This window comes from Micromonospora cathayae, assembly GCF_028993575.1.
GTDB classification, from domain to species: Bacteria; Actinomycetota; Actinomycetes; order Mycobacteriales; family Micromonosporaceae; genus Micromonospora; species Micromonospora cathayae.
Genome location: NZ_CP118615.1, coordinates 4,798,914 through 4,823,954 on the forward strand (window position 1 = coordinate 4,798,914; position 25,041 = coordinate 4,823,954).

Consider the following 25,041-nt stretch of genomic DNA (forward strand, 5'->3'; position numbering starts at 1 on the left):
CGGGTGTCAGTAGCGGAGGGTGTCGAGGTACGTGAAGCCGACCCGGGCGGTACGCAGGGCGTCGGCCGGGGCCCGGGGCGGGGTGCCGGCGTCGTCGCGTTCGACGATGTACTCGTCGATGCCGGCTTCCTTGGCGTGCGCGAAGATCCGTCCGAAGTCGACCAGGCCGTCTCCGAGGTCGGCGAAGCTGCCGTTGACGTCGAGGTCCTTCACGTGGACCTGCCGGATGCGGCCCCGGTGGGCCCGGATCACGTCGACCGGGTCGTGTGCGCCGCGCCAGGTCCAGAACAGGTCCAGTTCGAAGTGGACCAGCTTCGGGTCGGTCTGCTCGGCGAGGATCGCGAAGCCGGTCCGTCCGTCGGTGAGCGGGACGAACTCCAACTGGTGGTTGTGGTACCCGAAGCGGATACCGGCCCGGGTGGCCAGTTCGCCGGCCCGGTTCAGGTCGCGGGCCAGGTCGCGGTAGCGCTGCGGGTCCCGGATGGGGTTGCCGTCGGCGTCCAGTCCGAACCAGGGGTGGACCAGGTACCGGCAACCGACGACGGCGGTGTCGGCGAGGGTCTGCCGCCAGGCGTCGGCGTCGAACGGTTGGGGGATGCTGGCGTGCCCGGAGGTGGCCCGCAGTCCCGCCTGGTCGAGCGCGGCCCGGAACTCGGCTGCCGTCCGGCCGACGAACCCGGCGTGCTCGACCCGGCGGTAGCCGATCCGGCGCAGCTCGGCGAGGGTCCCGGGCAGGTCGACGGCGAGCTGGTCGCGGAGGGTGTAGAGCTGGATGCTGATCCGGTCCGACGGTACCCGTCGCCGTCCGGTCGGGCCGCCGGCGGGCGCGGCGGTGGCCGGCGTGCCCAGCAGCCCGGCCGTGCCGAGCGCACCGGCCGACACGCCGGCCGCCCGGAGCACGCCACGCCTGCTCAGCGACCCGGAGCGGCTGGCGTCGGGTGGGGTGGTGCCCTGCTCCATCGAGGTCCTTTCCCGCCGGACCGGGGGTCCGGCTGGTCTCGATCGATCCACGTCGGTGACCGGGCACGCGGCGGTCGCCGGTCCGGTCCTGCCGGTCGGCTGTCGGAGACGGGTGGCGTGCGGGGACGGGTCCCGGTCCGGCGGTCCCGCAGGGGCACGGGACAACTCGTCCGAAGATCGACCAATGGGCAAATGTCTATCTCATTGGCACCGTACCTTAGATCGCCGCGAGCGCAAGCTGGCTTCCGTCCGACGAAAGTTCGGTCCGCCAGGACAAAAGCCGGCCCCCGTCCGGCCGGTCCGGTGCGCCGGCCGTCCCGGCCGCCCGGCCGGTGCCGTGGTGGCCGGACGGTGTCGGGGTGGCCGGACGGTGTCGGGGTGGCCGGACGGTGTCGGGGTGGCCGGACGGTGTCGGGGTGGCCGGGCCAGGCGTGGCCCGCCGCCCGGGGCGAACCGCCCGGCGGGGGCCGTCGGGGGCGGGACGGTACGCGGACCCCGGTCGGGCGACGCCCGGACGAAGAGTGGGCCACCGGAAACTGCGCACCAAAACCGGAATTGCTCCGGGCAATTACCGGGCCGGATTCGCCGGAAATTGCGACAGTGCGCGGCAGGCGCTGGCGACAATGTGCCGGAGGGGAACCATAAACGGGGGGAGCATCATGGAGTTGAGGCGGCGGCTCACGCTGTCCGCGGCGACCATCGCGGCCACCGCGCTGGCGCTCGGCGGTTGCACGACGGATCGGACACCCGGGGAGGGGAAGGCGGCGGCCCAGACGCCCGTGGAGTTGACGGTGACCCCCGCCGACCGGGCCCGGGACGTGCCGGTCAGCGCCGAGGTCGGAGTGGCGGTACGCGGCGGAAAGGTCACCGACGTCCGGATCCGGGACGACAAGGGCGGTCAGGTCCGCGTGGAACCCCGCGAGGACGGCTCGGCGTGGGTTCCCGCCGAGCCGTTGGCGCACCGCAAGACGTACACCGCCGAGGTGACCGCGACGAACGACAAGGGAAAGACCGCCACCCGCAGGACGACCTTCACGACGGCGAACAAATCAGACGCCCCGACAATTACCAGCACGCTCTACTTCGGCGACAAGCGGACGTACGGAACCGCGATGCCGGTAACGGTGGCGTTCGACCCGCCTATTCCGAAAGAGGCCAGGGACGAGGTTCAGCGTCGATTGTTCGTCAAGACCGATCCGCCCCAGCCGGGCGTCTGGTCGTGGCTGGACGACGGCAGCCAGGTGTACTACCGGGCACCGGACTTCTGGCGGCCGGGCACCAGCATCAGCGTCCGCTCGGCGCTGGAGGGGCTGCCGATCGGTCGGGACCGGATCGGCGACGAGGACCGGCGGTCCACGTCGAAGATCGGCCGGCAGGTGTCGTTGGAGATCGACAACGCCACCAAGCAGATGTCGGTGTTCCAGGACGGCAAGCTGGTGCGCAAGATCCCGGTCAGCCTCGGCAAGCCGAGCACGCCCAGCTCCAGCGGCAAGATGGTGATCATGGAGAAGCACGAGCGGACCACCTTCGACACCCGGGGCGAGCCCGACGGCGGCTACGTGGTCGACGTGGACGACGCCCAGCGCTACACCTGGGGCGGCGAGTTCATCCACTCCGCACCCTGGTCGGAGGGGGACCAGGGCAACACCAACGTCTCGCACGGCTGCGCCAACGTCTCCGCCAGCGCCGCCGACTGGCTGATGGGCGTCACCCAGGTCGGTGACCTGATCACCGTCAAGGGCACCGAGGTGCCACTGCGGCCGGGCAACGGCTGGACCGCCTGGAACGTGAGCTGGGACGAGTTCGTCCGGGGCAGTGCCCTGCCGGTGCCGGCGAACCTCGCGCCCGCCCCCGCCTCCAGCCCGGCCGCGCCGGTCACCGGCGGCACGCCCGAGCCGGCCCGCTCCGGCGGTGGTGGCTGACCCCTCTCGTGCGGACGGCAGCGGCCGACCCTTCTCGTGTGGGGGTGGTAGCGGCTGCCCCTCCGCGCGCGGAGGGTGCGATCCGACCCGGCGGTCCACCACCCGGATCCGGCCCGCAGTGGCCCGACCGGGTGGTGGACTGCGGTGTTCCCGCTGGTCAGGCATGATGATCTCGTCGAGTGACCCCCGGGGGGAGCGAGTCATGAGTGTCCGTGCCGTCGGTGCCGTCGACCTGATCTGGGACGAACAGCCGCCCTACGACGACCGGCCGGGCGGCCGGCTGGCCCGGGTCGTGGTGACCAAGGAGTTCCAGGGTGATCTCCAGGCGTCCAGTGTGGCCCACCTGCTGACGGCGGAGTCGGCGCGGCCCGGCTCCGGCGGGTACGTCGGCCTGGAACGGGTGGTCGGCACGCTGCACGGCCGGCCCGGAAGCTTCGTCCTCCAGCACTGCGGGGTGATGAACCGGGGCGCTGGCGCGCTCACCATCGAGGTGGTGCCGGACACCGGGACGGGGGACCTGACCGGCCTCACCGGCACGATGGAGATCCGGCTGGTCGACGGGGAGCACGGTTTCACCTTCGACTACACCGTCGAGCGCTGACCCGCCGTCCGGTCCGGACCGGACGGCCCGGTCCGCTGTCGACTTTCCGCCGTACGGCTGCCGCCGGCCGCCGGACGTCCGCCCGGGGAGGGTCGGTGGTCGGTGCGGATCCACCCCTGGGCGTACCCGGGATCGGTCCTGGGCAGGACGAAAGTCTCACCCCCACCGCCTAGATTCGACGGTATGAGGCAGCACGGTGACCAGCTCCAGGTCGAGGTGCGCGTCGACGACCGGGCGGTCGACGTGCGGGTGACGGGCGAGATCGACATCGCCACCGTGGCGCAGTTCCGGTCGGTGCTCTGGGCGCAGCCGCCCCGGCCGCTGCTGCGGCTCGACCTCTCGGGCGTGTCGGTCTTCTCCGCCACCGCGATCCGTACCCTGGTCGCCGCGCACCTGGGCGTCCGGGCCCGGGGCGGTGAGCTGGTGCTGGTCGACCCGCATCCCATGATCATCCGCGTGTTGCGCGGCACCGGCCTGCACCGGGTCATCCCGATCCAGTCCGGGAGCACGCCCCGGGTCACGCTGCCGCCGGAGCGTCCGCTGACCGAGGTGGCGACCCCGCAGGGCGTGGTGACGGCACCAGCCACCCGGATCACCCTTCCGGCGGAGCGTCCGGTGACCGACGCCGGGGCGTGGGCGGGCAGCGCGTGGCACCGGCCGGGGACGCTGGCCGGCGTGCCGCGCGTCGGGTTGCCGACCCGTCCGGCCCAGCCCACCGCCGGGGTCGCACCCCGCCGTTTCGTGGCCGTCTGACCAGACCTGTCCCCGCCGGCGACCGGCCGTTGTGACCGGCCGCGCCACCCGCCGGACCGGCCGTCCTGACCCGCCGCGCCATCCGCCGGACCGGCCGTTCTGGCCGGCCGCGCCATCCGCCGGACCGCGTCCGGGCGGTGAGGGCCGCATCGGCTCCCACCGCCCGGACCGGATCGGCTCGGGTCAGCGGACGCCGAGCAGGTCGACGACGAAGACCAGCGTCTCGCCGGGCTTGATGACCCCGCCGGCACCCCGGCTGCCGTAGCCCAGGTGCGGCGGGATGGTCAGCTTGCGCCGACCGCCGACCCGCATCCCCACCACGCCCCGGTCCCACCCGGCGATGACCTGCCCGCCGCCGAGACGGAACTCGAAGGTCTCGCCCCGGTTCCAGGACGCGTCGAACTCGCGGCCGGTGGAGTGGGCCACGCCGACGTAGTGCACGCTGGCGAACTGGCCCGGCTCGGCCTCGGGGCCCTCGCCGACCGTGATGTCCTCGGTCACGAGGTCGGCGGGCGGGTCGCCCTCGATCGGGCCCACCTCGGGCTTGTTCATCTGGCTCTCCTGCCTCACGGGATCACTGTCCCGACCGATCCTGCCGGATCGTGGAACGCCGATGTCCGGCAGGACGGCCGTCGGCCCCCCCACCGGCCCCGGCACGGTGGCCGGACCGTTCGAGAGGGCGGACACGACGCGGCGGACGCCACCGGGTGGTGACGTCCGCCGTGGTGCCGGTCGCGGGTCAGCGCAGCCAGGGGAGACGCTGGACGATGGGGAGCTTCGCCCAGGCCCGGCCGAGGCCGAGGGTGTCCCCGGCGGCGACCAGCGCGAGACCGGCCAGCAGGGCCGCGTTGATCAGGTGCTCGTCCATGAAGGGGTTGTTCTCGGGAGGCAGCACGACCGTCCACATCATCACGTAGAGCAGGCCACCGGCCACCGCCGCGATCCGCATGCCGATGCCGAGCAGCAGGGCCACGCCGAGGCCGAGCAGTCCGGCCATGAACAGCCAGTCGGCCCAGGCCGCGCCGGCGATCCCCTGGTAGAAGCCCTGGAACGGACCTTCCGCGCCGAAGGCCAGGAAGCCCTTGGTCGGGCTGCCACCGTTGATCCAGGCGTTCTTCGCCTCGGTGGCGTGGCCGAGGCCGAACGTCTTGTCCAGGAAGGCCCAGAGGAACGTCCAGCCCAGCGCGATCCGGATGCCGGCGAAGACGTACCGGGCGGCGCGGGTCCGGGTGGTGCCGGTCACCGGGACCCCGTTGGTCCGGGTCGCGGTCGGCGCCGCCGGGGTGGTGGTCCGGGCGGTGTTCCGCTCGATCGTCGCGGTCATGATGTCCACGTCCTTCCTTCGTGCCTCGCACCGCTTCTCGGTGGCATCTCCATTCCACGCCGCCGGGGACGTCGGGAGCAGGGCCGACCGGTCCCACCGGGGCCGGGACCTTCGCCCCCTTCCGTCGGGACCTGAGGGGGCCGGAGGTCCCGACGCCCGACGGTCCGTTCGCCTCTGCCGGGGCCCGCGCGGCGGTCGTAGCGTCACCGGCGCACCCTCGGAACAGGAGGACGAGATGAGAACCTGGCAGGTGGGCGACGTGATGACCGTGGACGTCGTGACGGTCGGGGAACAGACCCCGTACCGGGACATCGTCGATCTGCTGCTGCGGCGGAGGGTCAGCGCGGTCCCGGTGGTGGACGGGTTCCGGCGGGTGCTCGGGGTGGTCTCCGAGGCGGACCTGCTGCACAAGGTCGAGCACTCCGGACACCCGGACGAGCGGCGGGTCTTCACCCGTCCGCGCCGGCGGGCCGCCCTGGCCAAGGCGGACGCGATGCTGGCCGGGGAGCTGATGACCGCGCCCGCGGTCACCACGTACCCGCAGGCGTCCCTGCCGGCGGCGGCCCGGCTGATGGACCGGGAGCAGGTCAAGCGGCTGCCGGTGCTCGACGACCTGGGCCGGCTGGTCGGCATCGTGACCCGCTCCGACCTGCTGCGGGTGCACCTGCGCAGTGACACCGAGATCCGTGAGGACGTGGTGGGGGAGGTGCTGCGCCGGGTGCTCGCCGTCCGGGACGGGCTGGTCACCGTGCAGGTCCGGCAGGGCGCGGTGACCCTGGACGGGCGGCTCGACCGTCGTACCTCGGCCGAGTTGGCGGCCCGGCTCGCCGGGCAGGTCAGCGGGGTGACCCGGGTGGTCAGCACCATCGGGTACGACGTGGACGACGTGGTCGCCCCGGTCCGGGGCCCGGGGGTGACCCCGGTGGCCTGAGCGGTCCGGTCAGCCGGGGTGGGTGAGCCGGCGGGCCAGTTGTGCCCCGAGCACCTCGGGGGCCTCGGCCAGCGACGGGCCGTACCAGGTCAGGTGCCGGCCGGAGAGCAGCGCGCAGGGCACCCCGGGGAAGGCGTCCGGCCCGTCGTCGGCGGTGAACCGGTACGGCTCGTCCGGCAGCACCACCAGGTCCGGTCGGCGTCCGCGCAGCTCGGCGAGGTCCGGGCGGGGGTAGCGGTCCGGGTGGTCGGCGTAGAGGTTGCGGACGCCGAGCCGGTGCAGCACGTCACCGGCGAAGGTGTCCCGACCGAGGACCACCCAGGGACGCCGCCAGACCGGGACGACCGCCCGGTGGGGGCCGGTCGGGGCGGGCGGTGCCGCCCAGGCCCGCCGGGCGGCGGTCAGCCAGTCCGGTTCCCGGTCCGCGCCGAGTTCGGTCAGCAGCGCGGCCAGTTCGTCGAGGGCCTGCGGCACGGTACGGGGGTAGGTGACCCGGACCGGCACCCCGGCGGCGGTGAGCGCGTCGGCGTCCTCCCGGCGGTTCTCCTCGACGTTGCACAGCACCACGTCCGGGCGGAGCGCGCGCACCCGGGCGAGGTCGGGGTACTTGCTCCCGCCGACCCGGGCCACGTCGAGATCCGCCGGGTGGGTGCACCAGTCGGTCGCGCCGACCAGTACGCCGGGCAGGGTGACCGCCACCGCCTCGGTCAGCGACGGCACCAGCGAGACCACCCGCACGTCGACCTCCTCTCCCGTTGCGCCGGACGGCACCGGTCGATGATGCCCGATCGCCGGTGGTAGCCGTTGCGCCGTCTCTACAACGTTGTAATACTCCCGGGTGTCACCCGAGGAGGCGGTATGGCACCCGACCACGACAGCCCGTTCACCACCACCCCGACCGGCGACTCCGACGACACGGCGGTCGGGGCGCTCGGTGACCTCTACCGGGACGGGATCACCGCCTGCCGGGGCGCGTTCGGCACCGACTGGGTCGACCGGGCCCGGGAGGACGTCGAGGCCGCGTACGCCGAGGCCCGGTCGCGTCCGGACGGCGCGGTCGGCCGGGGCCCGCAGCGCTGGTACGTGGAGATCCACCCCGAGCAGTTCCGGGGCTTCGTGGACCTGGTCACCCACCCCTGGGTGGTGTCCGTCTGCCGGGCGGTGCTCGGCCCCCGCTACGAGATCGTCGAGCTGGGCTTCGACACCCCGTTCCCCGGTGCCGCGTACCAGCCCTGGCACCGAGACTTCCCGATGCCCGACGAGACCCGGCAGCAGCGCCGGCTCACCTCCCTGGCGTTCAACCTGACCACGGTGGACACCGTCGAGGAGATGGGTCCGTTCGAGGTCGCCCCCGGCACCCAGTGGGACGACCACGCCGACTTCGACCACGGCATGTTCCCGCCGGCGTCCCGCCACCCCCGCTACCAGGAACGGGCGGTGCGGAAGTACCCGCAGCGCGGCGACATCTCGGCCCGCTCGGCGCTGACCATCCACCGGGGCACCCCGAACGTGTCGACGGTGGCCCGTCCGGTGCTGGTGCTCGGCGTCGACGCCCCCGGCGCGGGCAACGCCGATCGGCACGACATGGCGGTCACCCGCGCCTACTGGGAGAGCCTGCCGCCCCTGGTCCGGGACCATCTGCCCGTCCCGGTGGTGGACACCCTCACCCCCATCCGGCAGAAACACACCATCGAAGGGCTGGTGATGGGCGTCTGACCCACCCCGTCCGCCCGGCCGGGCGGCGCACCGGCACAGCAGGCACACCCGGCACAGCAGGCACACCCGGCGCAGCCGGTCGGGCGGCACAGCCGGCCGGCGGCAGGCTCCGCCCCGTCGGCCGGGGGTCGGCGCGCGGAGCGCAATCGGCCGGGTCGCGCGGCGCAGTCGGGCGGTGGTGCGGTCAGAGCAGCCGGCTGGGCGGTGGCGGGTCGCTCTCGTCGCCCAGCGCCGCGATCGGTACCCCCTCCCGGGCCGCCCAGCGCACCGCCGACCGCAGGTCCGCCAGCGGCAGCGGTCGCCGGGTGGTCACGGTGACCGCCGCGTGTACCGCGTACTCGACGAACGGGTAGGACCGGGCCAGCCCGGCGACCCCCTCGGTGACCCGCTGGGCGACCGCCACCGCCTGCTGTTCGGTCAGCGCGGGCAGCACCAGCAGGTACTCCTGCTCGTCGAGGCGTACCGCCCGGTCGACCGGGCGCAGGGGAGCGGTCACCGCCGCGAGCACCGCCTGCGTCTCCCGGGCGGCGGTCCGGCGACCGATGCGTTCCGGCGCGCCGGCCGGCTCCTCGAGGCGGACGCCGACCAGGGCCACCGGCAGGGTGCCCGAGGCGGTGACCCGGCCGGTCCACCCGCCCAGCGACGTCTCGTCGAGCACCGGCGGTTCGGCCGGGCCACCGTGTCGCCCCGGTGGCGTACCGCCGCGTTCCGCCCGGTCGGCCAGCAACCGCAGTGCGGCTTCCGCACGTGCCTCGCCGGGCGTGGCGGGCAGGTCCCGTACCCGGGCGACCACGTCGTCGATGACGGCCAGGGTGCCCGGGGCCAGCCGGTCGGCCAGCGCCGCGCGCAACCGGAGCACCTCGTGCAGCGCCTCGTCACGGCGGAACCCCCACCAGCCGTCGAACAGCCGGCCCGCCTCGAGGTCCGTCGCCGCCGGATCCACCTCGACCCGGTCGTGGGCCACCAGCGCCGCGCCGAAGCGGGGCGTCAGCACCACCACCGTCCACTCCCGGGCCAGCTCCTCGGCCTCGTCGAGTGGTACGCCCGCCAGCGTCGCCGGCAGGTCCGGTGCGGTGGGGGACACCACGCCTACCACGGTGGCGGCCGCCACCGCCGCGATCCGCTCGTAGAGCGCCCGTTCCCGCGCGAAGTACGGCATCCGCTGGAACAGCGCGACCACCACCAGCGGGCCGTCCTCGGCGGCGGCCAGCGCGGCCCGCTCCATCGCGTGCGACACGGTGACGAGGTTCCGCTTGGTCAACCGGTCGAGGGGGCGGCCACGGTGCAACATCCGCCGAGCCTAGAAGATCACCGACCGTGCCGGGTGGCGGGTGGGACCGGCGTCCTAGACTCTGGCCGGCACCGAAGGATGGAACACCGATGCTGACGATGACGACCACCGGACCCGACGACAGTTCCGGGCTGCGTCCGTTGCCCGCCGCCGGCCGTGCTCCGGTGCTGGAGCGCGCCGGTCACGTCGTGCACGCCGCCCGCCGGCTCGGCGAGCTGGTGTCGCGTCGTCCCGCCGGGATCACCGGTCACCAGTGGAGCACGGCCGGTCGGGCCACCCTGGACTTCGTGGTGTCCGTCGCGGACACCGGTCGGCCCGCGTTCGCCGTGGAGATCGGGCCGCCGGTGGTCACCCCGGAGGCCCGCCGCGAGGTACGGATGCGGGAGGCGGTCTGCGCGGCGGTCGGCCTGCCGGTGCTGCGGATCGAGTCGACGACGCTGCGGCCGGGCCCGCACGGGCGACGGGTGGTCGAGTACCTCGTCGACGCCCGCTGCTACGCCGCCGGCACCGTGGAGCGGCTCGATCCCACCGATCCGGAGGATCCGACGGCGGAGGCGCCGGTCGGGTTCCGGGACATCATCGGACGGCTCCCGGACGGTCGACGCGGTCAGGTCAACGACCTGGGCGCGATCGCCCGCGCCGCCGCCGTCGAGGCGTACGTGGCCCGCCAGCTCGTCGATCCGATCCTGCGTGGTCTGCACGTGCGCTGGACCGACGGCCCGGCCGAGGGGTGGGGCTGGGTGGAGGTACGCCCCGGCCACTGCCTGGTCGAGCGGGTCCAGCTGCGACAGCAGCGGTTCTCCTGCGGGGTCGACCCGGCCCGGCTGGCCCAGGACCTGGCCGCCGCCGCCGTCGGTGAGCGGCTACGGACGCTGGACGCGGAGGAGCCGACCCTGGTGCCCCGCGCCGAGCTGGGCCGGGACGTCGACCGGTTACGGGCCCGCCGGGACGAGATGGCGGACGGGTTCCCCTTCGACCACCTCACGTTCGACTGACCGGTCCCGGTCACCTTCTCCCACCGGGCCCCGCCCGTTCCCACCCGGCACCGTCGACCCGCCGTTGAACCTTCCGGGCCGTGGGTCCGTACTCACGCGGGAACGGACAGGATCAGCTCGCCCGTGGTGGGCGGGGGCACGGTGGACCGAAAGGGAGAACCCAGCCATGCGCAGGTTCACACGCGCGCGCCGGTCGACGGGCGGCGCACGGAGTACGAGAGTGGTGGCGGTGGTCGGCACGCTCGCGGTGTTCGGGGGCATCGTCGCGGTGACCCAGATCTCGTCGGCCGAGGACCGCCGGACCGTCCCGGCCGCCTCGGCCGCCTGCGTCCCCCCGGCTCCCGGCGCGACCGCTCCGGACGGCCGGGGGACCACGGTGACCCGGCAGAACGGCCGGGACGTCCGCAGCCACTGGGGGGACGGCCAGATGTCGGTGCCGGAGTGCCGGTCCGGCGGTACCGCCTCGACCCGCGTGGTGAGCTGCCCGGACGTGGCCGCCGAGCTGCCCGGGGTGCCGGAGCGGGCACGGGCCGAGGTGGACCGGAACCTGGCCCTGCTCCAGACGCAGATCGCCGAGGCGGACCGGCGGCTGGCCGCCGACGGCGACCGGGGGGAGGAGTTCGTCCGGAACGCCGTCCTGCGGCCACTGGCCGACAAACGTCGGGCCACCCTGGACCGGATCGCCCTGGCCATCGCCCGGGAGGCCGCCCGGCCGGAGGGGCTGGACCGGCTGGCCGAGTGCCGGGTCACCACGGCCGGCGGTGACGGCAGCACCGGCGGCGACAACGGCAGCGGCGACGACGGTGGGGGCACCGACAACGGGCTGGACGTGCTCGCCGACGACTGCGACGACAGCCGGCTCCAGCCGCACGACGGTTTCCAGAACGGCCGGCGGTGCGTCAGCACGGCGTTCGGTGAGGTGGGCAGCGCGGCCGACAACCCGTCGCTGCTGATCACCCGGTTCCCCGACCGGGTCCGCGCCGGCCAGGCGTTCAGCCTGCGGGTGTCCACCCGGAACCTGGTCCGGGACCGGTTCCTCGCCGCCGGGCAGGGCGGCTACTACGTGGAGAGTTCCCTGCTCAACGAGGCGGGGCTGGTCCGGGGCCACTTCCACACCGCGTGCCGGATGCTCGGCAGCACCCGGACGCCGCCGGACCCGGCGGCCGTACCGGCGTTCTTCGTGGCGACCGAGGACGGTGGCGGCGGTGCCCAACCGGACGAGGTCACCATCCAGGTGCCGGGCCTGCCGGAAGCGGGCATCGCCCAGTGCGCGGTCTGGGCCGGTGACGGATCGCACCGGCTGCCGATGATGGAGCGGGCCAACCAGACCCCGGCGTTCGACGTGGTGCGGATCCGGGTCGGTCGCTGAACACCACCCGTGCCCCGGTCGGGTCGCCGTGCTCCCCGGCGGCCCGACCGGACCACCGCCGCGCGGATCCGCACCGACGCTGGTCCCGGTGCCGACGGGCCACCGGGGGAGCCCGTCGAGCATCGGATTCGGCCGTGGTCGCCGCCGGGCGCGGCGTGGAAGCAGGCGTGCGGGCCGTGGTGGGGGGTAAAGAGTGGCCCGACCGGCGTGGCCGATTTCCCAGCGTGACGCGCGGGCTCCCGTTGGTAATCCCGGCAGGCTGGTCAGCGGTTCTTGTACGCCTCGACGACCGACACCGGGATGCGGCCGCGCTCGGAAATCTCGTAGCCGTTCTTGGTGGCCCATTCGCGGATGGCCCGGTTCTGCTCACGATCCATTCCGGAGGTTGCCGGACGGCTGGGGCGACGGGCCCCCCGGTTGCTCTCGACCACGCCACGACCGATGCGCCGGCCAGCGTTGATGTACGGGTCCAGGGCCTTGCGGAGGACCCCGGCGTTTTCGTCCGACACATCGATGGTGTACATGACGCCGTCGAGCCCGAACTCGACCGTCCGGTCGGCCTTTCCGCCGTCGAGGTCGTCCGTGAGAACTGTGATTACTTTCCTGGCCATCGTCGATTACTCCTTGTGTGGCGCGGGGTGTGGCTAAGAGTTTGACGTATGGCACCGCAAATCCGCAACAATACGCGGCGATCGGCAATGTGTCGGCGCGCCGGAGGGCGGCGGAATCCGCCCACGGGCGGGAAATCGCCGGTCACGGCCATGCTCCGAAGGTGGGCCGACCAGCGCGGCGAGTGGGTGGCGTCGGGTCGCTTCGTGCTCCGGAGTTTACGCAACAAGGAAGACGTGATCCCCTTCACGTTCCCGTTATGCAAAACGTGCCACTCCCGTCACCTGTCGCGGTGTCGGTCACTCCGTCGGGTGCCGGTGCGGCGGGAACGCCGGCCGGGCCGCACCCGACGGGGTGGTATACGTGTCCTGGGTCACAGCCCGGAACAACGCGCCCCGTCCGGGACTTGAGTCAGGCACGCTCAAGTCAACCTGATGGCAGGTGTTCGATGGCAACCCTTCCGGTACTTCCCCTGACCGACGCCGTGCTGCTGCCCGGCATGGTCATCCCGGTGACCCTCGACCCGACCACCCAGGCCGCGGTCGACGCGGCCCGCGCCACCGGCGACCAGAAACTGCTCGCCGTGCCCCGCATCGACGGCGAGTACGGTCCCGTCGGCGCGGTCGCCACCATCGAGAAGGTCGGTCGGCTGCCCAGCGGCGAACCGGCCGCCGTCATCCGGGGGCTGGCCCGCGCCCGGATCGGTTCCGGTGTGCCCGGTCCCGGAGCGGCCCTCTGGGTCGAGGCGACCGAACTGCCCGAGCCCGAGCCGGCCGGCCGGGCCCGGGACCTCGCCCGCGAGTACCGCGCCCTGATGACGTCCGTCCTCCAGCAGCGCGGCGCCTGGCAGGTCATCGACGCGATCGAACGGATGACCGACCTCTCCGAACTGGCCGACTCCGCCGGATACGTCTCCTGGCTCACCCTGGGTCAGAAAGCCCAACTGCTCGCCGCCCCGGACGTCACCGCCCGGCTCGAACTCCTGGTCAACTGGGTCCGGGACCACCTGGCCGAGCAGGAGGTCAGCGAACGCATCAACAGCGACGTCCGGGAGGGGCTGGAGAAGTCCCAGCGGGAGTTCCTGCTCCGCCAGCAGCTCGCCGCGATCCGCAAGGAACTCGGCGAGGACGAGCCGGACGGCTCCGCCGACTACCGGGCCCGCGTCGAGGCCGCCGACCTGCCGGAGCCGGTCCGCGAGGCGGCGCTGCGCGAGGTGGGCCGGCTGGAACGGGCCAGCGACGCCTCCCCGGAGGCGGGCTGGATCCGTACCTGGCTGGACACCGTGCTGGAGATGCCGTGGAGCACCCGTACCGAGGACAACACCGACCTGGCGGCGGCCCGCGCGGTGCTCGACGCCGACCACGCCGGCCTGGCCGACGTCAAGGACCGCATCCTGGAGTACCTGGCGGTCCGCAACCGCCGGGCCGAACGTAACCTCGGCGCGGTCGGCGGACGCGGCTCCGGTGCCGTCCTCGCCCTCGCCGGCCCGCCCGGCGTCGGCAAGACCAGCCTCGGCGAGTCGGTGGCCCGCGCACTGGGCCGGACGTTCGTCCGGGTCTCCCTCGGTGGCGTCCGCGACGAGGCGGAGATCCGCGGCCACCGCCGCACCTACGTCGGCGCGCTGCCCGGCCGGATCGTCCGCGCCCTGCGCGAGGCCGGCTCGATGAACCCGGTGGTGCTGCTCGACGAGGTCGACAAGCTCGGCGTCGGGTACGCCGGCGACCCGGCCGCCGCGCTGCTGGAGGTGCTCGACCCGGCGCAGAACCACACCTTCCGGGACCACTACCTCGAGGTCGACCTGGACCTGTCCGACGTGCTGTTCCTGGCCACCGCCAACGTGGTGGAGACCATCCCCGGACCGCTGCTGGACCGGATGGAACTGGTCACCCTGGACGGCTACACCGAGGAGGAGAAGGTCGCCATCGGCCGGGACCACCTGTGGCCGCGCCAACGGGACCGGGCCGGACTCACCGCCGACGAGGTGACCGTCACCGACGCCGCGCTGGCCCGGATCGCCGGCGAACACACCCGGGAGGCCGGGGTACGGCAGCTCGAACGGGCCCTGGCGAAGATCCTCCGCAAGGTCGCCGTGGCGCTCGCCACCGACCCGACCCCGGTCCGGGTCGACGTCGACGACCTGGCCCGCTACCTGGGCCGGCCGAGGTTCACGCCCGAGTCGGCGGAACGCACCGCCGTACCGGGGGTGGCGACCGGCCTGGCGGTCACCGGGGCCGGCGGCGACGTGCTGTTCGTCGAGGCGACGGCGATGGACGGCGAGCCGGGGCTGACCCTCACCGGCCAGCTCGGCGACGTGATGAAGGAGTCCGCGCACATCGCGCTGTCGTACCTGCGCTCGCACGGCCGCAAACTGGGGCTGGACCCGAACGCCCTCGCCGGACGGCGGATCCACCTGCACGTGCCGGCCGGCGCGGTACCCAAGGACGGCCCGAGCGCCGGCATCACCATGGTCACCGCGCTCGCCTCGCTGGCCAGCGGTCGGCCGGTACGCCCCGAGTTCGGGATGACCGGCGAGGTGACCCTCTCCGGCCGGGTGCTGCCCATCGGTGGGGTGAAGCAGAAGCTGCTCGCCGCGCACCGGGCCGGTCTGACCGAGGTGATCGTCCCGGCCCGCAACGAGCCGGACCTGGACGACCTGCCGGCCGAGGTACGCGAGGCGCTCACCGTGCACACCCTCGCCGACGTCGCGGACGTGCTCGCCCTGGCGCTGCGCCCCGCCGACGCCGACACCCTCACCGGCCCGACCCTCACCGCCGCCTAGGAACCGTGGACGGGCACCCCGCACGAGCCGGGGTGCCCGTCCACGCGTCGGCGCGGCACCGTCAGCGCCGGTCGCGGTGACCCCGCCGGCAAGCGCCGGTCGATGCCGACCCGCCGGTCAGCGGCAACCCCGCCGACGCCGCTGGTCAGCGGCGGTCGCGGCGGTCCCGCCGGTCGCCGCCGTCGAACCGGCGTTCGGTACCACCGTCGAAGCGGCGTTCGCCGCCGCCGTCGTACCGGCGCTCGGGAGTGCCGCCGTCACCGTCGCGGTCCCGGCGTACCGTCGCCTTGCGGCCCTTGATGGTGCTGTTGCGCAGCCCGGCGATCACCTCGTCGGCGACCGCCTGCGGCACCTCCACCAGCGAGAACCGGTCCGCGATCTCGATCGAGCCGATGTCCCGCCCGTTGACCCGGGTCTCGCCGGTGATCGCCCCCACCAGGTCCTGCGGGCGTACCCCGGCCCGCCGGCCCAGCCCGATGAACACCTGGGTGGTGCCCCCGGTGCGGGGCCGGGCCGGACGACGCTCCCCACCGCGTCCCTCGTACCCGGGCCGCCCCTCGCGGGGGGCCCGGACCGGGACCTGCGGGATCTCCTCGACGTCGTCGGCGCCGGGCGAGGTGGCCTCGTGGGCGAGCTTCACCGCGGCCAGGGCCACCTCCATCATGTCGAACTCGTCGGAGAGCGACTCGACGATCACCCGGAACGGCTCCAGGTCGTCCTCGAGGAGACTCTCCCGCAGTGCGGCCTGGGTCAGCTCCAGCCGCCGGGTGCGCAGGTCCGCCACCGTCGGGATCTTGTCGATGGTGATCCGCTGCCCGGTGACCCGCTCGATGGTCTTGAGCATCCGGTGCTCGCGCGGCTCGGCGAGGGTGATCGCCACCCCCTCCCGCCCGGCCCGGCCGACCCGGCCGATGCGGTGCACGTACGACTCCGGGGCCGACGGCACGTCGTAGTTGACCACGTGGGTGAGCTGCTCGACGTCCAGCCCTCGGGCGGCCACGTCGGTGGCGACCAGCAGGTCGGCGGTGCCGGCACGCAGCCGCCCCATCACCCGGTCCCGCTGTTCCTGGCTCATCCCGCCGTGCAGCGCCTCGGCCCGGTAGCCCCGGCCGTTCATCGTCTCGGTCAGCCGGTCGACCTCCTCCCGGCTGCGGCAGAACACGATCGCCGCGGTCGGCGACTCGACGTCCAGCACCCGGCCCAGCGCCGCCGGCTTGTGGGCGCGCGCCACGATGTACGCGCTCTGCCGGACCTTCGGCGACTCCCCGGCCACCGCCGGCTCCCGGGCGATCAGGATGCGCACCGGGTCGGTCAGGTGCTGGCGGGCCATCCCGTCGATCCGGGACGGCATCGTCGCCGAGAACAGCACGGTCTGCCGGTCGGCCGGGGCGTGCTCCAGGATCGCCTCGATGTCCTCGGCGAAACCCATGTCGAGCATCTCGTCCGCCTCGTCGAGCACCACGGTGGCGAGGCCGCCGAGGCGCAGGGTGCCCCGGGCGATGTGGTCCAGCGCCCGCCCCGGCGTGGCCACCACGATGTCCACCCCGGTGTCCAGGGCCCGCAGCTGCCGGCCGATGGGCTGGCCGCCGTAGATGGGCAGCACCCGTACGCCCAGTTCCCGGCCGTACCGGTGCAGCGCCTCGGAGACCTGGACGGCCAGTTCCCGGGTCGGGGTGAGCACCAACGCCACCGGGTCACCCGACTCGCGGTCGACGGGCAGCCGGTGCAGCAGGGGCAGCGCGAACGCGGCCGTCTTGCCGGTACCGGTCGCGGCCTGGCCCAGCAGGTCACGGCCGGTCAGCAGGGGCGGGATCGCCTCGCGCTGGATCGGGGTGGGCTCCTCGTAGCCGAGCGACGACAACGCGCCCAGCAGCTCGGGACGCAGCCCGAGATCCGTGAAGGCGACCGCCTGGTCGAGGTCGTCCGGAACGGTCGGTGCGGAGGTTGGTTCTGGCCGTACAGGTGCGGAACTCATGGGACAAGCCTTCCATCACCCTGCCGGAGCCGTCGCGGCGACCGGGCACATCGGCTCTGCCGAATGTCCCGGGCCGGCGGCGCTGCGGTCAGAGCAGCGTCAGCAGGACGGTGACGCCGACGGCGATGTCGAACACGATGCACCATTCGGCGTACCCGCGCGGCACCACCCGGTCCCGCCGGTGGTGCCACCCGTCCCAGGCCGCGTGCGCCAGCCAGCCGGCGGCCACCAGAACGGTGGCCAGCGGGTCGGCCACGTGCGCCGCGACCGCGGCCAGCGCGGTCCAGCCGACCGCGTGGGCCAGTTGCGCGGCCAGCACCCGTCGGTCGGCGAACTGCCGCCGGTACGCGCCGATCAGCAGGTAGCCGGCCGGCAGGACCAGCAGGAACCACGGGTCCGGCACGGTCGGGGCGAACCACAGGTCGGCCGTCACCAGTACGGCCAGCAGGGTCGGCCAGCGCTTCCGCAGCAGCGTGCCCAGTCGGCCCGCCGGCGCGTCGTGGCGCACGTCGGCATCCCGCCGTCGCCAGGCCACGGCGACCATCGCGGGCACCATCAGCAGGTGCGCGCCCAGGGTGAGGGCGTCCGCGTCGATCAGGCCGGCCCACCACGGTACGACCAGCAGCACCAGCGGCACCGCCATCGCGGCGTTCATCTCGGCGACCCCGGTCCACGGGTGGCCCCGGTACCGCATCCACACCGTCATGCCGACCGCCATGTCGACGGCCATCACCAGCGCGCCCACCCCGGGGCGGGCCAGCACGTCGGACCGGCCGAGGCGGTCGGCGGCCACCGTCCACAGCGGGTCGAGCAGCAGCATCCCGGCCACCATGGCGGCGAGCATCTCCAGTACGTGCCGGAGCAGCCGGCGGCGGTCGGTCGGTGGGTTCCTCACGAGCGTCGTGTCGGTCATGCCGTCGAGCGTCCGGCGTACCCGCGCCCGGACGGCACCCGTACCCGGTCACCGGTCGACCGTGCACAACGCCCGGCGTACCCGTGCGTTCCGGGGTACGCCGGGCGGCGCGGGGCTTGCCTACCATCGGGACCGTGCCCACCGACCCCACCACCGCCGACCCGGACCGGTGGCTGCGCCGGGCCCGCACGGTCACCCTGCTCTCCCTGGCCAGCGGCCTGTGGGCGAGCCTGTTCCTGCCCGGCGTCGGGCTGCTGCGGGAACCCGACCCGCTGCGGCTGGTCGCCGGCGCGGTCGGCATCGTGCTGTTCGCCGCCACCCAGGGCGCGGCGGTGCACGCGGCCGTCACCCCCTGGCTGGCCGACCGGGTCCGCCGTCGCCGCCGGCTCGCCTTCGTCGGCGCGGCGGTGCTCAGCGTTCCGCTGGTGGCGCCGCTGGCCGCCGCCCCGCCGTCGGCGACGACCGGTCCGGGCTGGCCGAGCTGGGCGTGGCTGGGGGCCAGCGTGGTCGGGACCGCGCCCCTGCTGGGGCCGGTACGTGCCCTGCTGCCGGTCACCGCCGTGACGGTGGCCGTGGCGGCGGGGGTGGCCACCTGGACGGGTGGTTCGGTGGGCCGGCAGGTGGCCGTCGCGGGAGGTGTGGGGCTGGGCATCGCCGCCGTCAACGGTCTCCAGTTCTGGTTCTGGGACCTGCTGGTGCGGGTCCGGCAGGGACAGGAGGCCCGGGACCGGCTGGCCGCCGCCGAGGAGCGGCTGCGGCTCGCCCGGGACGTGCACGACGTGCTCGGCCACGCGTTGACCGTCATCGCCCTCAAGGCCGAGCTGGCCGCCCGGCTGGCCCCGGTGGACGCGGTGCGGGCCGGCCGGGAGGCCGACGAGGTACGCCGGCTGGCCGCCGCCGCCCTGACCGAGGTACGGGAGGCGGTGCACGGGTACCGCGCCGTCGACCTCGCCGACCAGGTGGAGGCGGTGGGGCAGGTGCTGCGGTCGTGCGGCGTACGGCCGACCGTCGTCCTGCCGGACGGGGACCTGCCGCCGGGTTCGGCGGTGCCGTTCGCCGCGGTGCTGCGGGAGGCCAGCACCAACGTGCTGCGGCACAGCCGGGCCGGCTGGTGCCGGATCGAGGTGACCGTGACCGGCGGCACGGCCCGGATGACCGTCGCCAACGACGGCGTCGTCAGCGGTGGCCGGACGTCGACCGGCGGCCCGGCCTCCAGCGCCCGGACGCCGACCGGCGGCCCGGCCTCCGGTGGCCGTACCGTGGCCGGCGGCCCGCACCGGCTCGGGTCCGTTGACGGCCCGCACCGGCTCGACTCCGGCGGCGGCCCGGACCGGCGCGGCCACGGCCTGACCGGGCTGGCCGAACGACTGGCGACGGTGGGTGGGAGCCTCGCCGTCCGGCACACCGACGACGTCTTCACCGTGGAGGCGACGGTGCCGGTGGCCGCCGCGTGAGCCCGGTGAGCCCGGTGACCTCCGCGATCCGGGTCCTGCTCGCCGACGACGAGGACCTGATCCGGGCCGCGCTCGCCGCTTTGCTGGACCTGGAACCGGACCTGACGGTGGTGGCCCAGGCCGCCGACGGCCGTACCGCCGTGGACAGCGCGCTGGCGCACCGGCCGGACGTGGCCGTGGTGGACCTGGAGATGCCCGGCCTGGACGGTTTCGGCGTCACCACCGAACTGGCCCGGCTGCTGCCGGACTGTGCGGTGGTGATCCTCACCGGCCACGGCCGCCCCGCCCACCTGCCCCGGGCGTTGACCGCCGGGGCGCGGGGCTTTCTGCCGAAGGGTTCACCGGCCGGGGCGCTGGCCGACGTGATCCGGCGGGTGCACGCCGGTGGCCGGTACGTCGACCCGGCGCTGGCCGCCGACGCGCTGAGCATCCCGCCGTGCCCGTTGACGCCCCGGGAACTGGAGACGCTGCGGCTGGCCGAGTACGGTGCGCCGGTCGCGGTGGTGGCCCGGCGCGCCCACCTGTCCACCGGTACGGTGCGCAACTACCTGGCCTCGGCGGTGCAGAAACTGGGCGCGGACAGCCGCGCCGAGGCGGTCCGGATCGCCCGGGACAACGGCTGGCTGTGACGAGGCGCGCACCGTGATCAACACCGTTTGCGGCATATCGGGCCTTCACCCTGGCCGGGGACACCCGGATGCCGCACATCGGGCCGGGCACCCCGCGCGGGGACCGCACTAACCTGGACCGGGTGCGGACCGTCGAGCTGCTCTGCTCCCCGCCCCTGGAGAACGGCGTCCGGGATGCCTGGCAGCGCCTCGCCGCCGTGGGGCTGCCCAGCCTGGCCGGCAACGTCCATCCCACGAACCGGCCGCATCTGACGCTCGCCTCGGTGGACGGGTTCCCGCCGGGTGTCGAGGGTCGGTTGTCCGCCCTGGTCGACGCCGCGTTGCCGGTGCCGGTGCGGGTGGACCGGGTCACCGTTCTGGACGGTAGCGCCCCGCTGGTCTGGCTGTTGCGTCCCGAGCCCGCGCTCACCGCGCTGCACGCCGCCGTCTGGGAGACGCTGGTGGACGCCGGTACCGACGGGCTGCTGCCCTGGCACGCGCCGGGACACTGGATCCCGCACCTGAGCCTGGCGTTGCGGTTCCGGGACGCCGACCGGCGGCTGGCCCGCGCGGTGGCCGCCGTGGACCGGCCGTCCGGCGCGTTCGTCGCCGCCCGCAGCTACGACAGCACCACCCGTACGGTCACCGCGCTGGGGCGCATGGCGCACTGATCCGGTGTGCTCCTCAGCGGTGCGGGGTGCGGTGGGGGCGGCGGGCCCAGGTCAGGAAGCGGTCGGTCAGGTCCACGTCGGCCGGTAGCTCCCTGGCGGCCTGCTGCATCAGCCCGCCGAGGTACATCAGCAGCGCCAACCGGTCGTCGGCGTGCAGCCTGAGCAGGCGGGACCGGGCCGGCTGACACGGCCACGGCGCGCCGTCGATCCGGCACCGCCACACCGGCCGGATCGGCAGGTGCGCCCGGGAGGCGGGAACCCGGGTCCAGTGGCCGGCGTTGCGGCCGGGGCGCGGCGGCCGGTACGCCGGGGACGGCAGCACCCGCCGCTCGGCGCAGGTACCGGTCGGGGCGGCGAGCGGGCCGGGCGGGGTGGGCGTGCGGCGGTCCGGGCAGCGCCACCAGGACGACAGGCCGCACGAGCAGGCCAACCGCCAGCGCCGCAGCACCGGCCGATGACGGGGAGCGAACGGAACCGGCGTGAACTTCCGTGACCAGAACATGACTCCACGTTGCCGGGCGGCGCTGTGCTTGTCAAGGTGGCAGTGCCACTTGGTAAAGTTCATAAAAAGGCACTGCCGGTTTGTCAAGTGTTCACACGGCTAGCCTAACGCCGTGCCACGACACCTGTACGGAAGTGGTGAACTCCAGCGCCGGTTGGGCGTCTCGCGCCAGCGGGTACGCCAACTCGTCGCGCGTCCGGAGTTCCCCAAGCCGTACGACGTCCTCGGGATGGGTGCGGTGTGGCGGATCGACGAGGTGGAGGCGTGGATCCGGCAGTACCGGCCGCACCTGGACGCCCCCGACGACCCGGAGTGACCCGGGTCCCGTCCCGCCCGAAACGGCTCCCCGGATTGCGGCCACCGAGCACCAGGCGTAGAAGTTAACCAATTGATCCGTCCGTAACCGGATGCGCGCGGGGCGTGGTGATCCGTGCTGCCTCCGGGCCGAAACGGGGGTGGGATCCGTGGTGCTACGCCGAACCGTCCGGGCCGTCGCCGGCCTCACCCTGACCGTCCTGGCCGCCGGTTGTGCGCTCACCGGGGGGCCGTCCGACGGGGGCCGGACCACTCTCGACTTCTTCCAGTTCAAGCCGGAGGCGATCGCCACCTTCGACCGGATCATCGCCGGCTTCGAGCGGGAACGCCCGGACATCCGGGTCCGCCAGAACCACGTACCGGACGCGGAGACCGCGCTGCGTACCCGGCTGGTCCGCGACGACGTGCCGGACGTGCTGGCCCTCAACGGGGACGGTGACTTCGGTGAGCTGGCGAAGGCGGGCATCTTCCACGACTTCGCCGACGACCCGGTGGTGGACACCATCGACCCGGGTGTTCTGGAGATCCAGCAGGCCCTCGGCGTGCGGGCCGACGGCGAGGTCAACGGCCTGCCGTTCGCCGCCAACGCCAACGGCATGCTCTACAACCGGCGACTGTTCGCCGAACACGGGGTCGCCGTGCCGACCACCTGGGCGGAGCTGATCGCCGCCGCGCGCACCCTGAAAGCGGCCGGGGTGACGCCGTTCTACTTCACGCTCCAGGAGGCGTGGACCGCGATGCCGGTGTTCAACGCCATCGCCGCCAACACCGCGCCGGCCGACTTCTTCGACCGGCTCCGCGCCGACCGGACCACCTTCGCCGACGGGTACGCCGAGACCGGTCGTCGGCTGCGGCAGCTCACCGAGCTGGGCCAGCCGGACCGGTTCGCCCGCGACTACGCGGCCGGCAACCAGGCGTTCGGCCGGGGCGAGGTGGCCATGTACGCGCAGGGGAGCTGGACGCTGCCGCCGATCCGGGACGTCGGCCCGGACCTCGACATCGGGGTCTTCCCGATCCCGGCCGACACGCCGGAGGCGACCCGGCTGGTGTCCGGGGTGGACGTGACCATCACCGTCGGCCGGCAGACCGACCGCCGGCCCGAGGCGTTGGCGTTCGCCCGGTACCTGCTGCGGCCCGAGGTGGTGGCGGCGTACGCGAAGGAGCAGAGCGCGGTGCCGACGTTGCGCGGCAGCGAACCCACCGATCCGGTGCTGCGCGAGGTGCTGCCCTGGTTCCGCCAGGGCCGGGTGGCCGGCTTCGTCGACCACCAGGTCCCGCTGGCCGTGCCGCTCGCGCCGGTCACCCAGCAGTACCTGATCGACGGCGACCTGGCCCGCTGGCTGCGCACCCTCGACCGGGAGTGGGAGAAGGTGGCCCGCCGTCGCTGAGCCGCCCGTACCAGCAGAAAGGGTCGCCGCCCGTCCCGCCCCGAGGAGGTACGCCATGGCCGTCCGCACCGCCCATCCGCCGGACACCGTCGCGGCCCGGCGGCCCCGGCGGGTCCGGCGACGACGGAGGGTGCCGGCGGCCTTCTACGCGATGGTGCTGCCGGCGTTCCTGCTGTTCTTCGTCTTCCACACCGTCCCGGTGCTCCAGGGCGTGTTCTACAGCTTCACCAACTACGCCGGTTACGGCGAGTGGGACTTCGTCGGGCTGGACAACTACGCCGCCATGCTGCTCGACGACCGGATCCGGGCGTCGTACCTGTTCACGTTCCGGTTCGCGATCGTGGCGACGATCCTGGTCAACGTCCTGGCATTGGCGATCGCGCTGGGGCTGCACGCCCGGATCCGGTTCCGGACCACTCTGCGGGCGGTGTTCTTCCTGCCCAACGTGCTCGCCGTGCTGGTGGTCGGGTACATCTTCAAGTACCTGTTCGGCACCTCGCTGCCGGCGCTCGGCGAATCCCTGGGGATCGACGCGCTGTCCACCAGCATTCTCGCCGACCCGGAACTGGCCTGGCTCGGCGTGGTGGTGCTCGGGGTGTGGCAGGCCACCGCGTTCGCGGTCATCCTCTACCTGGCCGGTCTCCAGACCATTCCCGGCGACCTGTACGAGGCCGCCGCGATCGACGGTGCCGGGCGCTGGCGGCAGTTCCGCAGCATCACGTTTCCGCTGATCGCGGCGTTCTTCACGATCAACATGGTGTTGTCGCTGAAGAACTTCCTGATGGTCTTCGACCACGTGGTCGCGCTCACCGAGGGAGGTCCGGGCACCAGCACCGAGTCGGTGTCGATGGTGATCTACCGGGGTGGCTTCCAGGGCGGCGAGTTCGCGTACCAGACCGCCAACGCGGTGGCGTACTTCGTGGTGATCGTGGTCGTCTCCGTGCTCCAACTGCGCGTGCTGCGCCGTCGGGAGGTGTCGCTGTGACCGCCGTACCGTCGATGCCGCCGACCCCGGTGCCGCCATCGCCGACCGGCGCTGCCCCGGGCGGCGGCCCCGACCGGGCCGGGTCGCCTGGACGCCGACGGAGGTCGGGGGTCAACTGGTGGCTCACCGCGTTGATGGTGGTCTGCTCGCTGACCGTGCTGGTGCCGCTGTACTTCACCGTGGTCACCGCGCTGAAGTCGCCGGAGGACCTGGGCGGGGCCGGGTTCGCCCCGCCGACCGACCCGCGCTGGGCGAACTTCGCCGACGCCTGGCGGCTGACCGACTTCCCGCACGCCGCGCTGAACAGCGCGCTGATCACCGTCGGGGCGGTGCTGCTGACCCTGCTGACCAACTCGATGGTCGCGTACGCGATCGCCCGGAACATGCACCGGCGGATGTTCCGGTGGCTGTACTACTACTTCGTCTCGGCGCTGTTCGTGCCGTTCCCGATCATCATGCTGCCGGTGGTGAAGCAGACCGCCTGGCTGAACCTGGACAACCAGCTCGGCCTGATCTTCCTGTACGTCGTCTACGGGTTGGCGTTCAACATCTTCGTCTACGTCGGGTACCTGCGGTCGGTGCCGCGTGAGCTGGAGGAGGCGGCGCTGACCGACGGGGCCGGGATCTGGACGACGTTCTGGCGGATCGTGTTCCCGCTGCTCGCCCCGATGAACGCCACCGTCGGCATTCTGACCTGCCTGTGGGCCTGGAACGACTTCCTGCTGCCGCTGGTGATCCTGTCCAGCCCGGACGCGCAGACGCTGCCGCTGGTGCAGTACGTCTTCCAGGGCCAGTTCGACACCAACTACACCGTCGCGTTCGCCTCTTACCTGATGGCGTTGAGTCCGCTGGTGGTGGTGTACCTGCTGGCCCAACGCTGGGTGATCTCCGGCGTGATGCGCGGCTCGGTGAAGTGACCACCGGGCCCTCACGCGGCCTGCGTGAGGGCCCGGTGGCCGGTCCGCGTCGCACCCTCGCGG

24 protein-coding genes are annotated in these 25,041 nt (G+C 73.7%); 15 read left to right on the top strand and 9 right to left on the bottom strand.

Annotated features, from left to right (window positions below):
* Positions 1-6: 6 nt before the first annotated feature.
* Positions 7-960, bottom strand: coding sequence for a sugar phosphate isomerase/epimerase family protein (locus tag PVK37_RS21485; RefSeq protein WP_275029413.1), 954 nt, complete (start codon positions 958-960; stop codon positions 7-9).
* Between the two features lie 659 nt (positions 961-1,619).
* On the opposite strand from PVK37_RS21485, the gene PVK37_RS21490 reads away from it, so the two are divergent.
* The 3 genes from PVK37_RS21490 to PVK37_RS31910 all read left to right on the top strand — a co-directional run bounded on the left by PVK37_RS21490 (position 1,620) and on the right by PVK37_RS31910 (position 4,236).
* Positions 1,620-2,882 (top strand): L,D-transpeptidase, encoded by a 1,263-nt coding sequence (locus tag PVK37_RS21490; RefSeq protein WP_275029415.1) that lies wholly within the window; start codon positions 1,620-1,622, stop codon positions 2,880-2,882.
* A 202-nt stretch (positions 2,883-3,084) separates the two neighbouring features.
* Entirely contained in the window at positions 3,085-3,483 is a 399-nt protein-coding gene (locus PVK37_RS21495; RefSeq protein WP_275029416.1) for a DUF3224 domain-containing protein, read from the top strand.
* Positions 3,484-3,666: 183 nt separating this feature from the next.
* Positions 3,667-4,236 carry an anti-sigma factor antagonist gene (locus tag PVK37_RS31910; protein WP_275029418.1) on the top strand — a complete coding sequence of 190 codons (570 nt, stop codon included), beginning with the start codon at positions 3,667-3,669 and terminating at the stop codon, positions 4,234-4,236.
* Positions 4,237-4,419: 183 nt separating this feature from the next.
* On the opposite strand, the gene PVK37_RS21505 is transcribed toward PVK37_RS31910, so the two are convergent.
* Both PVK37_RS21505 and PVK37_RS21510 read right to left on the bottom strand, forming a co-directional pair.
* Positions 4,420-4,788: an FKBP-type peptidyl-prolyl cis-trans isomerase gene (locus PVK37_RS21505; RefSeq protein WP_275029420.1), complete on the bottom strand. Its 369-nt coding sequence runs from the start codon at positions 4,786-4,788 to the stop codon at positions 4,420-4,422.
* 187 nt (positions 4,789-4,975) lie between these two features.
* Positions 4,976-5,569: a DoxX family membrane protein gene (locus tag PVK37_RS21510; protein ID WP_275029422.1), complete on the bottom strand. Its 594-nt coding sequence runs from the start codon at positions 5,567-5,569 to the stop codon at positions 4,976-4,978.
* A 226-nt stretch (positions 5,570-5,795) separates the two neighbouring features.
* On the opposite strand from PVK37_RS21510, the gene PVK37_RS21515 reads away from it, so the two are divergent.
* A complete protein-coding gene (locus tag PVK37_RS21515) occupies positions 5,796-6,491 on the top strand; it encodes a CBS domain-containing protein (RefSeq protein ID WP_275029424.1) in 696 nt (231 codons plus the stop codon).
* 9 nt (positions 6,492-6,500) lie between these two features.
* Here PVK37_RS21515 and PVK37_RS21520 read toward each other — a convergent pair whose 3' ends face one another.
* Complete coding sequence (locus tag PVK37_RS21520) at positions 6,501-7,229, bottom strand: helical backbone metal receptor (RefSeq protein ID WP_275035200.1); 729 nt, start codon at positions 7,227-7,229, stop codon at positions 6,501-6,503.
* A gap of 120 nt (positions 7,230-7,349) precedes the next feature.
* Between PVK37_RS21520 and PVK37_RS21525 the strand changes: the two genes are divergently transcribed.
* The gene (locus PVK37_RS21525; protein WP_275029426.1) at positions 7,350-8,207 is read left to right on the top strand and encodes a phytanoyl-CoA dioxygenase family protein; all 858 of its coding nucleotides are present in this window, start codon (positions 7,350-7,352) and stop codon (positions 8,205-8,207) included.
* Between the two features lie 184 nt (positions 8,208-8,391).
* On the opposite strand, the gene PVK37_RS21530 is transcribed toward PVK37_RS21525, so the two are convergent.
* Positions 8,392-9,498 carry a DICT sensory domain-containing protein gene (locus PVK37_RS21530; protein ID WP_275029427.1) on the bottom strand — a complete coding sequence of 369 codons (1,107 nt, stop codon included), beginning with the start codon at positions 9,496-9,498 and terminating at the stop codon, positions 8,392-8,394.
* 89 nt (positions 9,499-9,587) lie between these two features.
* Here PVK37_RS21530 and PVK37_RS21535 point away from each other — a divergent pair, with 89 nt between their 5' ends.
* Together PVK37_RS21535 and PVK37_RS21540 are read left to right on the top strand one after the other, a co-directional pair.
* A complete protein-coding gene (locus PVK37_RS21535; RefSeq protein ID WP_275029428.1) occupies positions 9,588-10,493 on the top strand; it encodes a hypothetical protein in 906 nt (301 codons plus the stop codon).
* Positions 10,494-10,722: 229 nt separating this feature from the next.
* Positions 10,723-11,862 carry a hypothetical protein gene (locus PVK37_RS21540; protein WP_275029430.1) on the top strand — a complete coding sequence of 380 codons (1,140 nt, stop codon included), beginning with the start codon at positions 10,723-10,725 and terminating at the stop codon, positions 11,860-11,862.
* Positions 11,863-12,125: 263 nt separating this feature from the next.
* Here PVK37_RS21540 and PVK37_RS21545 read toward each other — a convergent pair whose 3' ends face one another.
* Positions 12,126-12,473: a histone-like nucleoid-structuring protein Lsr2 gene (locus tag PVK37_RS21545; protein ID WP_275029431.1), complete on the bottom strand. Its 348-nt coding sequence runs from the start codon at positions 12,471-12,473 to the stop codon at positions 12,126-12,128.
* Positions 12,474-12,919: 446 nt separating this feature from the next.
* Here PVK37_RS21545 and lon point away from each other — a divergent pair, with 446 nt between their 5' ends.
* On the top strand, positions 12,920-15,250 hold the full coding sequence (gene lon, locus PVK37_RS21550; protein WP_275029433.1) for an endopeptidase La: 2,331 nt from the start codon (positions 12,920-12,922) through the stop codon (positions 15,248-15,250).
* Between the two features lie 145 nt (positions 15,251-15,395).
* On the opposite strand, the gene PVK37_RS21555 is transcribed toward lon, so the two are convergent.
* Positions 15,396-17,225, bottom strand: a complete 1,830-nt coding sequence (locus PVK37_RS21555) for a DEAD/DEAH box helicase (RefSeq protein WP_423790829.1) — start codon at positions 17,223-17,225, stop codon at positions 15,396-15,398.
* Between the two features lie 88 nt (positions 17,226-17,313).
* The gene (locus PVK37_RS21560) at positions 17,314-18,138 is read right to left on the bottom strand and encodes a hypothetical protein (protein WP_275029434.1); all 825 of its coding nucleotides are present in this window, start codon (positions 18,136-18,138) and stop codon (positions 17,314-17,316) included.
* A 134-nt stretch (positions 18,139-18,272) separates the two neighbouring features.
* Between PVK37_RS21560 and PVK37_RS21565 the strand changes: the two genes are divergently transcribed.
* The 3 genes from PVK37_RS21565 to PVK37_RS21575 all read left to right on the top strand — a co-directional run bounded on the left by PVK37_RS21565 (position 18,273) and on the right by PVK37_RS21575 (position 20,871).
* Positions 18,273-19,592: a sensor histidine kinase gene (locus PVK37_RS21565; protein WP_275029435.1), complete on the top strand. Its 1,320-nt coding sequence runs from the start codon at positions 18,273-18,275 to the stop codon at positions 19,590-19,592.
* A 14-nt stretch (positions 19,593-19,606) separates the two neighbouring features.
* Positions 19,607-20,221, top strand: a complete 615-nt coding sequence (locus tag PVK37_RS21570) for a response regulator transcription factor (RefSeq protein ID WP_275029436.1) — start codon at positions 19,607-19,609, stop codon at positions 20,219-20,221.
* 122 nt (positions 20,222-20,343) lie between these two features.
* A complete protein-coding gene (locus PVK37_RS21575) occupies positions 20,344-20,871 on the top strand; it encodes a 2'-5' RNA ligase family protein (protein WP_275029437.1) in 528 nt (175 codons plus the stop codon).
* 13 nt (positions 20,872-20,884) lie between these two features.
* Here the strand turns inward: PVK37_RS21575 and PVK37_RS21580 are convergent, their stop codons facing one another.
* Positions 20,885-21,373, bottom strand: a complete 489-nt coding sequence (locus PVK37_RS21580; RefSeq protein WP_275029438.1) for a hypothetical protein — start codon at positions 21,371-21,373, stop codon at positions 20,885-20,887.
* Positions 21,374-21,485: 112 nt separating this feature from the next.
* On the opposite strand from PVK37_RS21580, the gene PVK37_RS21585 reads away from it, so the two are divergent.
* From PVK37_RS21585 to PVK37_RS21600, 4 genes are all read left to right on the top strand, one after another.
* Positions 21,486-21,689 carry a helix-turn-helix transcriptional regulator gene (locus tag PVK37_RS21585; RefSeq protein WP_275029439.1) on the top strand — a complete coding sequence of 68 codons (204 nt, stop codon included), beginning with the start codon at positions 21,486-21,488 and terminating at the stop codon, positions 21,687-21,689.
* A gap of 148 nt (positions 21,690-21,837) precedes the next feature.
* Complete coding sequence (locus PVK37_RS21590; RefSeq protein WP_275029440.1) at positions 21,838-23,076, top strand: ABC transporter substrate-binding protein; 1,239 nt, start codon at positions 21,838-21,840, stop codon at positions 23,074-23,076.
* 55 nt (positions 23,077-23,131) lie between these two features.
* The gene (locus tag PVK37_RS21595) at positions 23,132-24,061 is read left to right on the top strand and encodes a carbohydrate ABC transporter permease (RefSeq protein WP_275029441.1); all 930 of its coding nucleotides are present in this window, start codon (positions 23,132-23,134) and stop codon (positions 24,059-24,061) included.
* A complete protein-coding gene (locus tag PVK37_RS21600) occupies positions 24,058-24,978 on the top strand; it encodes a carbohydrate ABC transporter permease (protein WP_275029442.1) in 921 nt (306 codons plus the stop codon). Before PVK37_RS21595 ends, PVK37_RS21600 begins: the two co-directional genes overlap by 4 nt.
* Positions 24,979-25,041 lie beyond the last annotated feature (63 nt).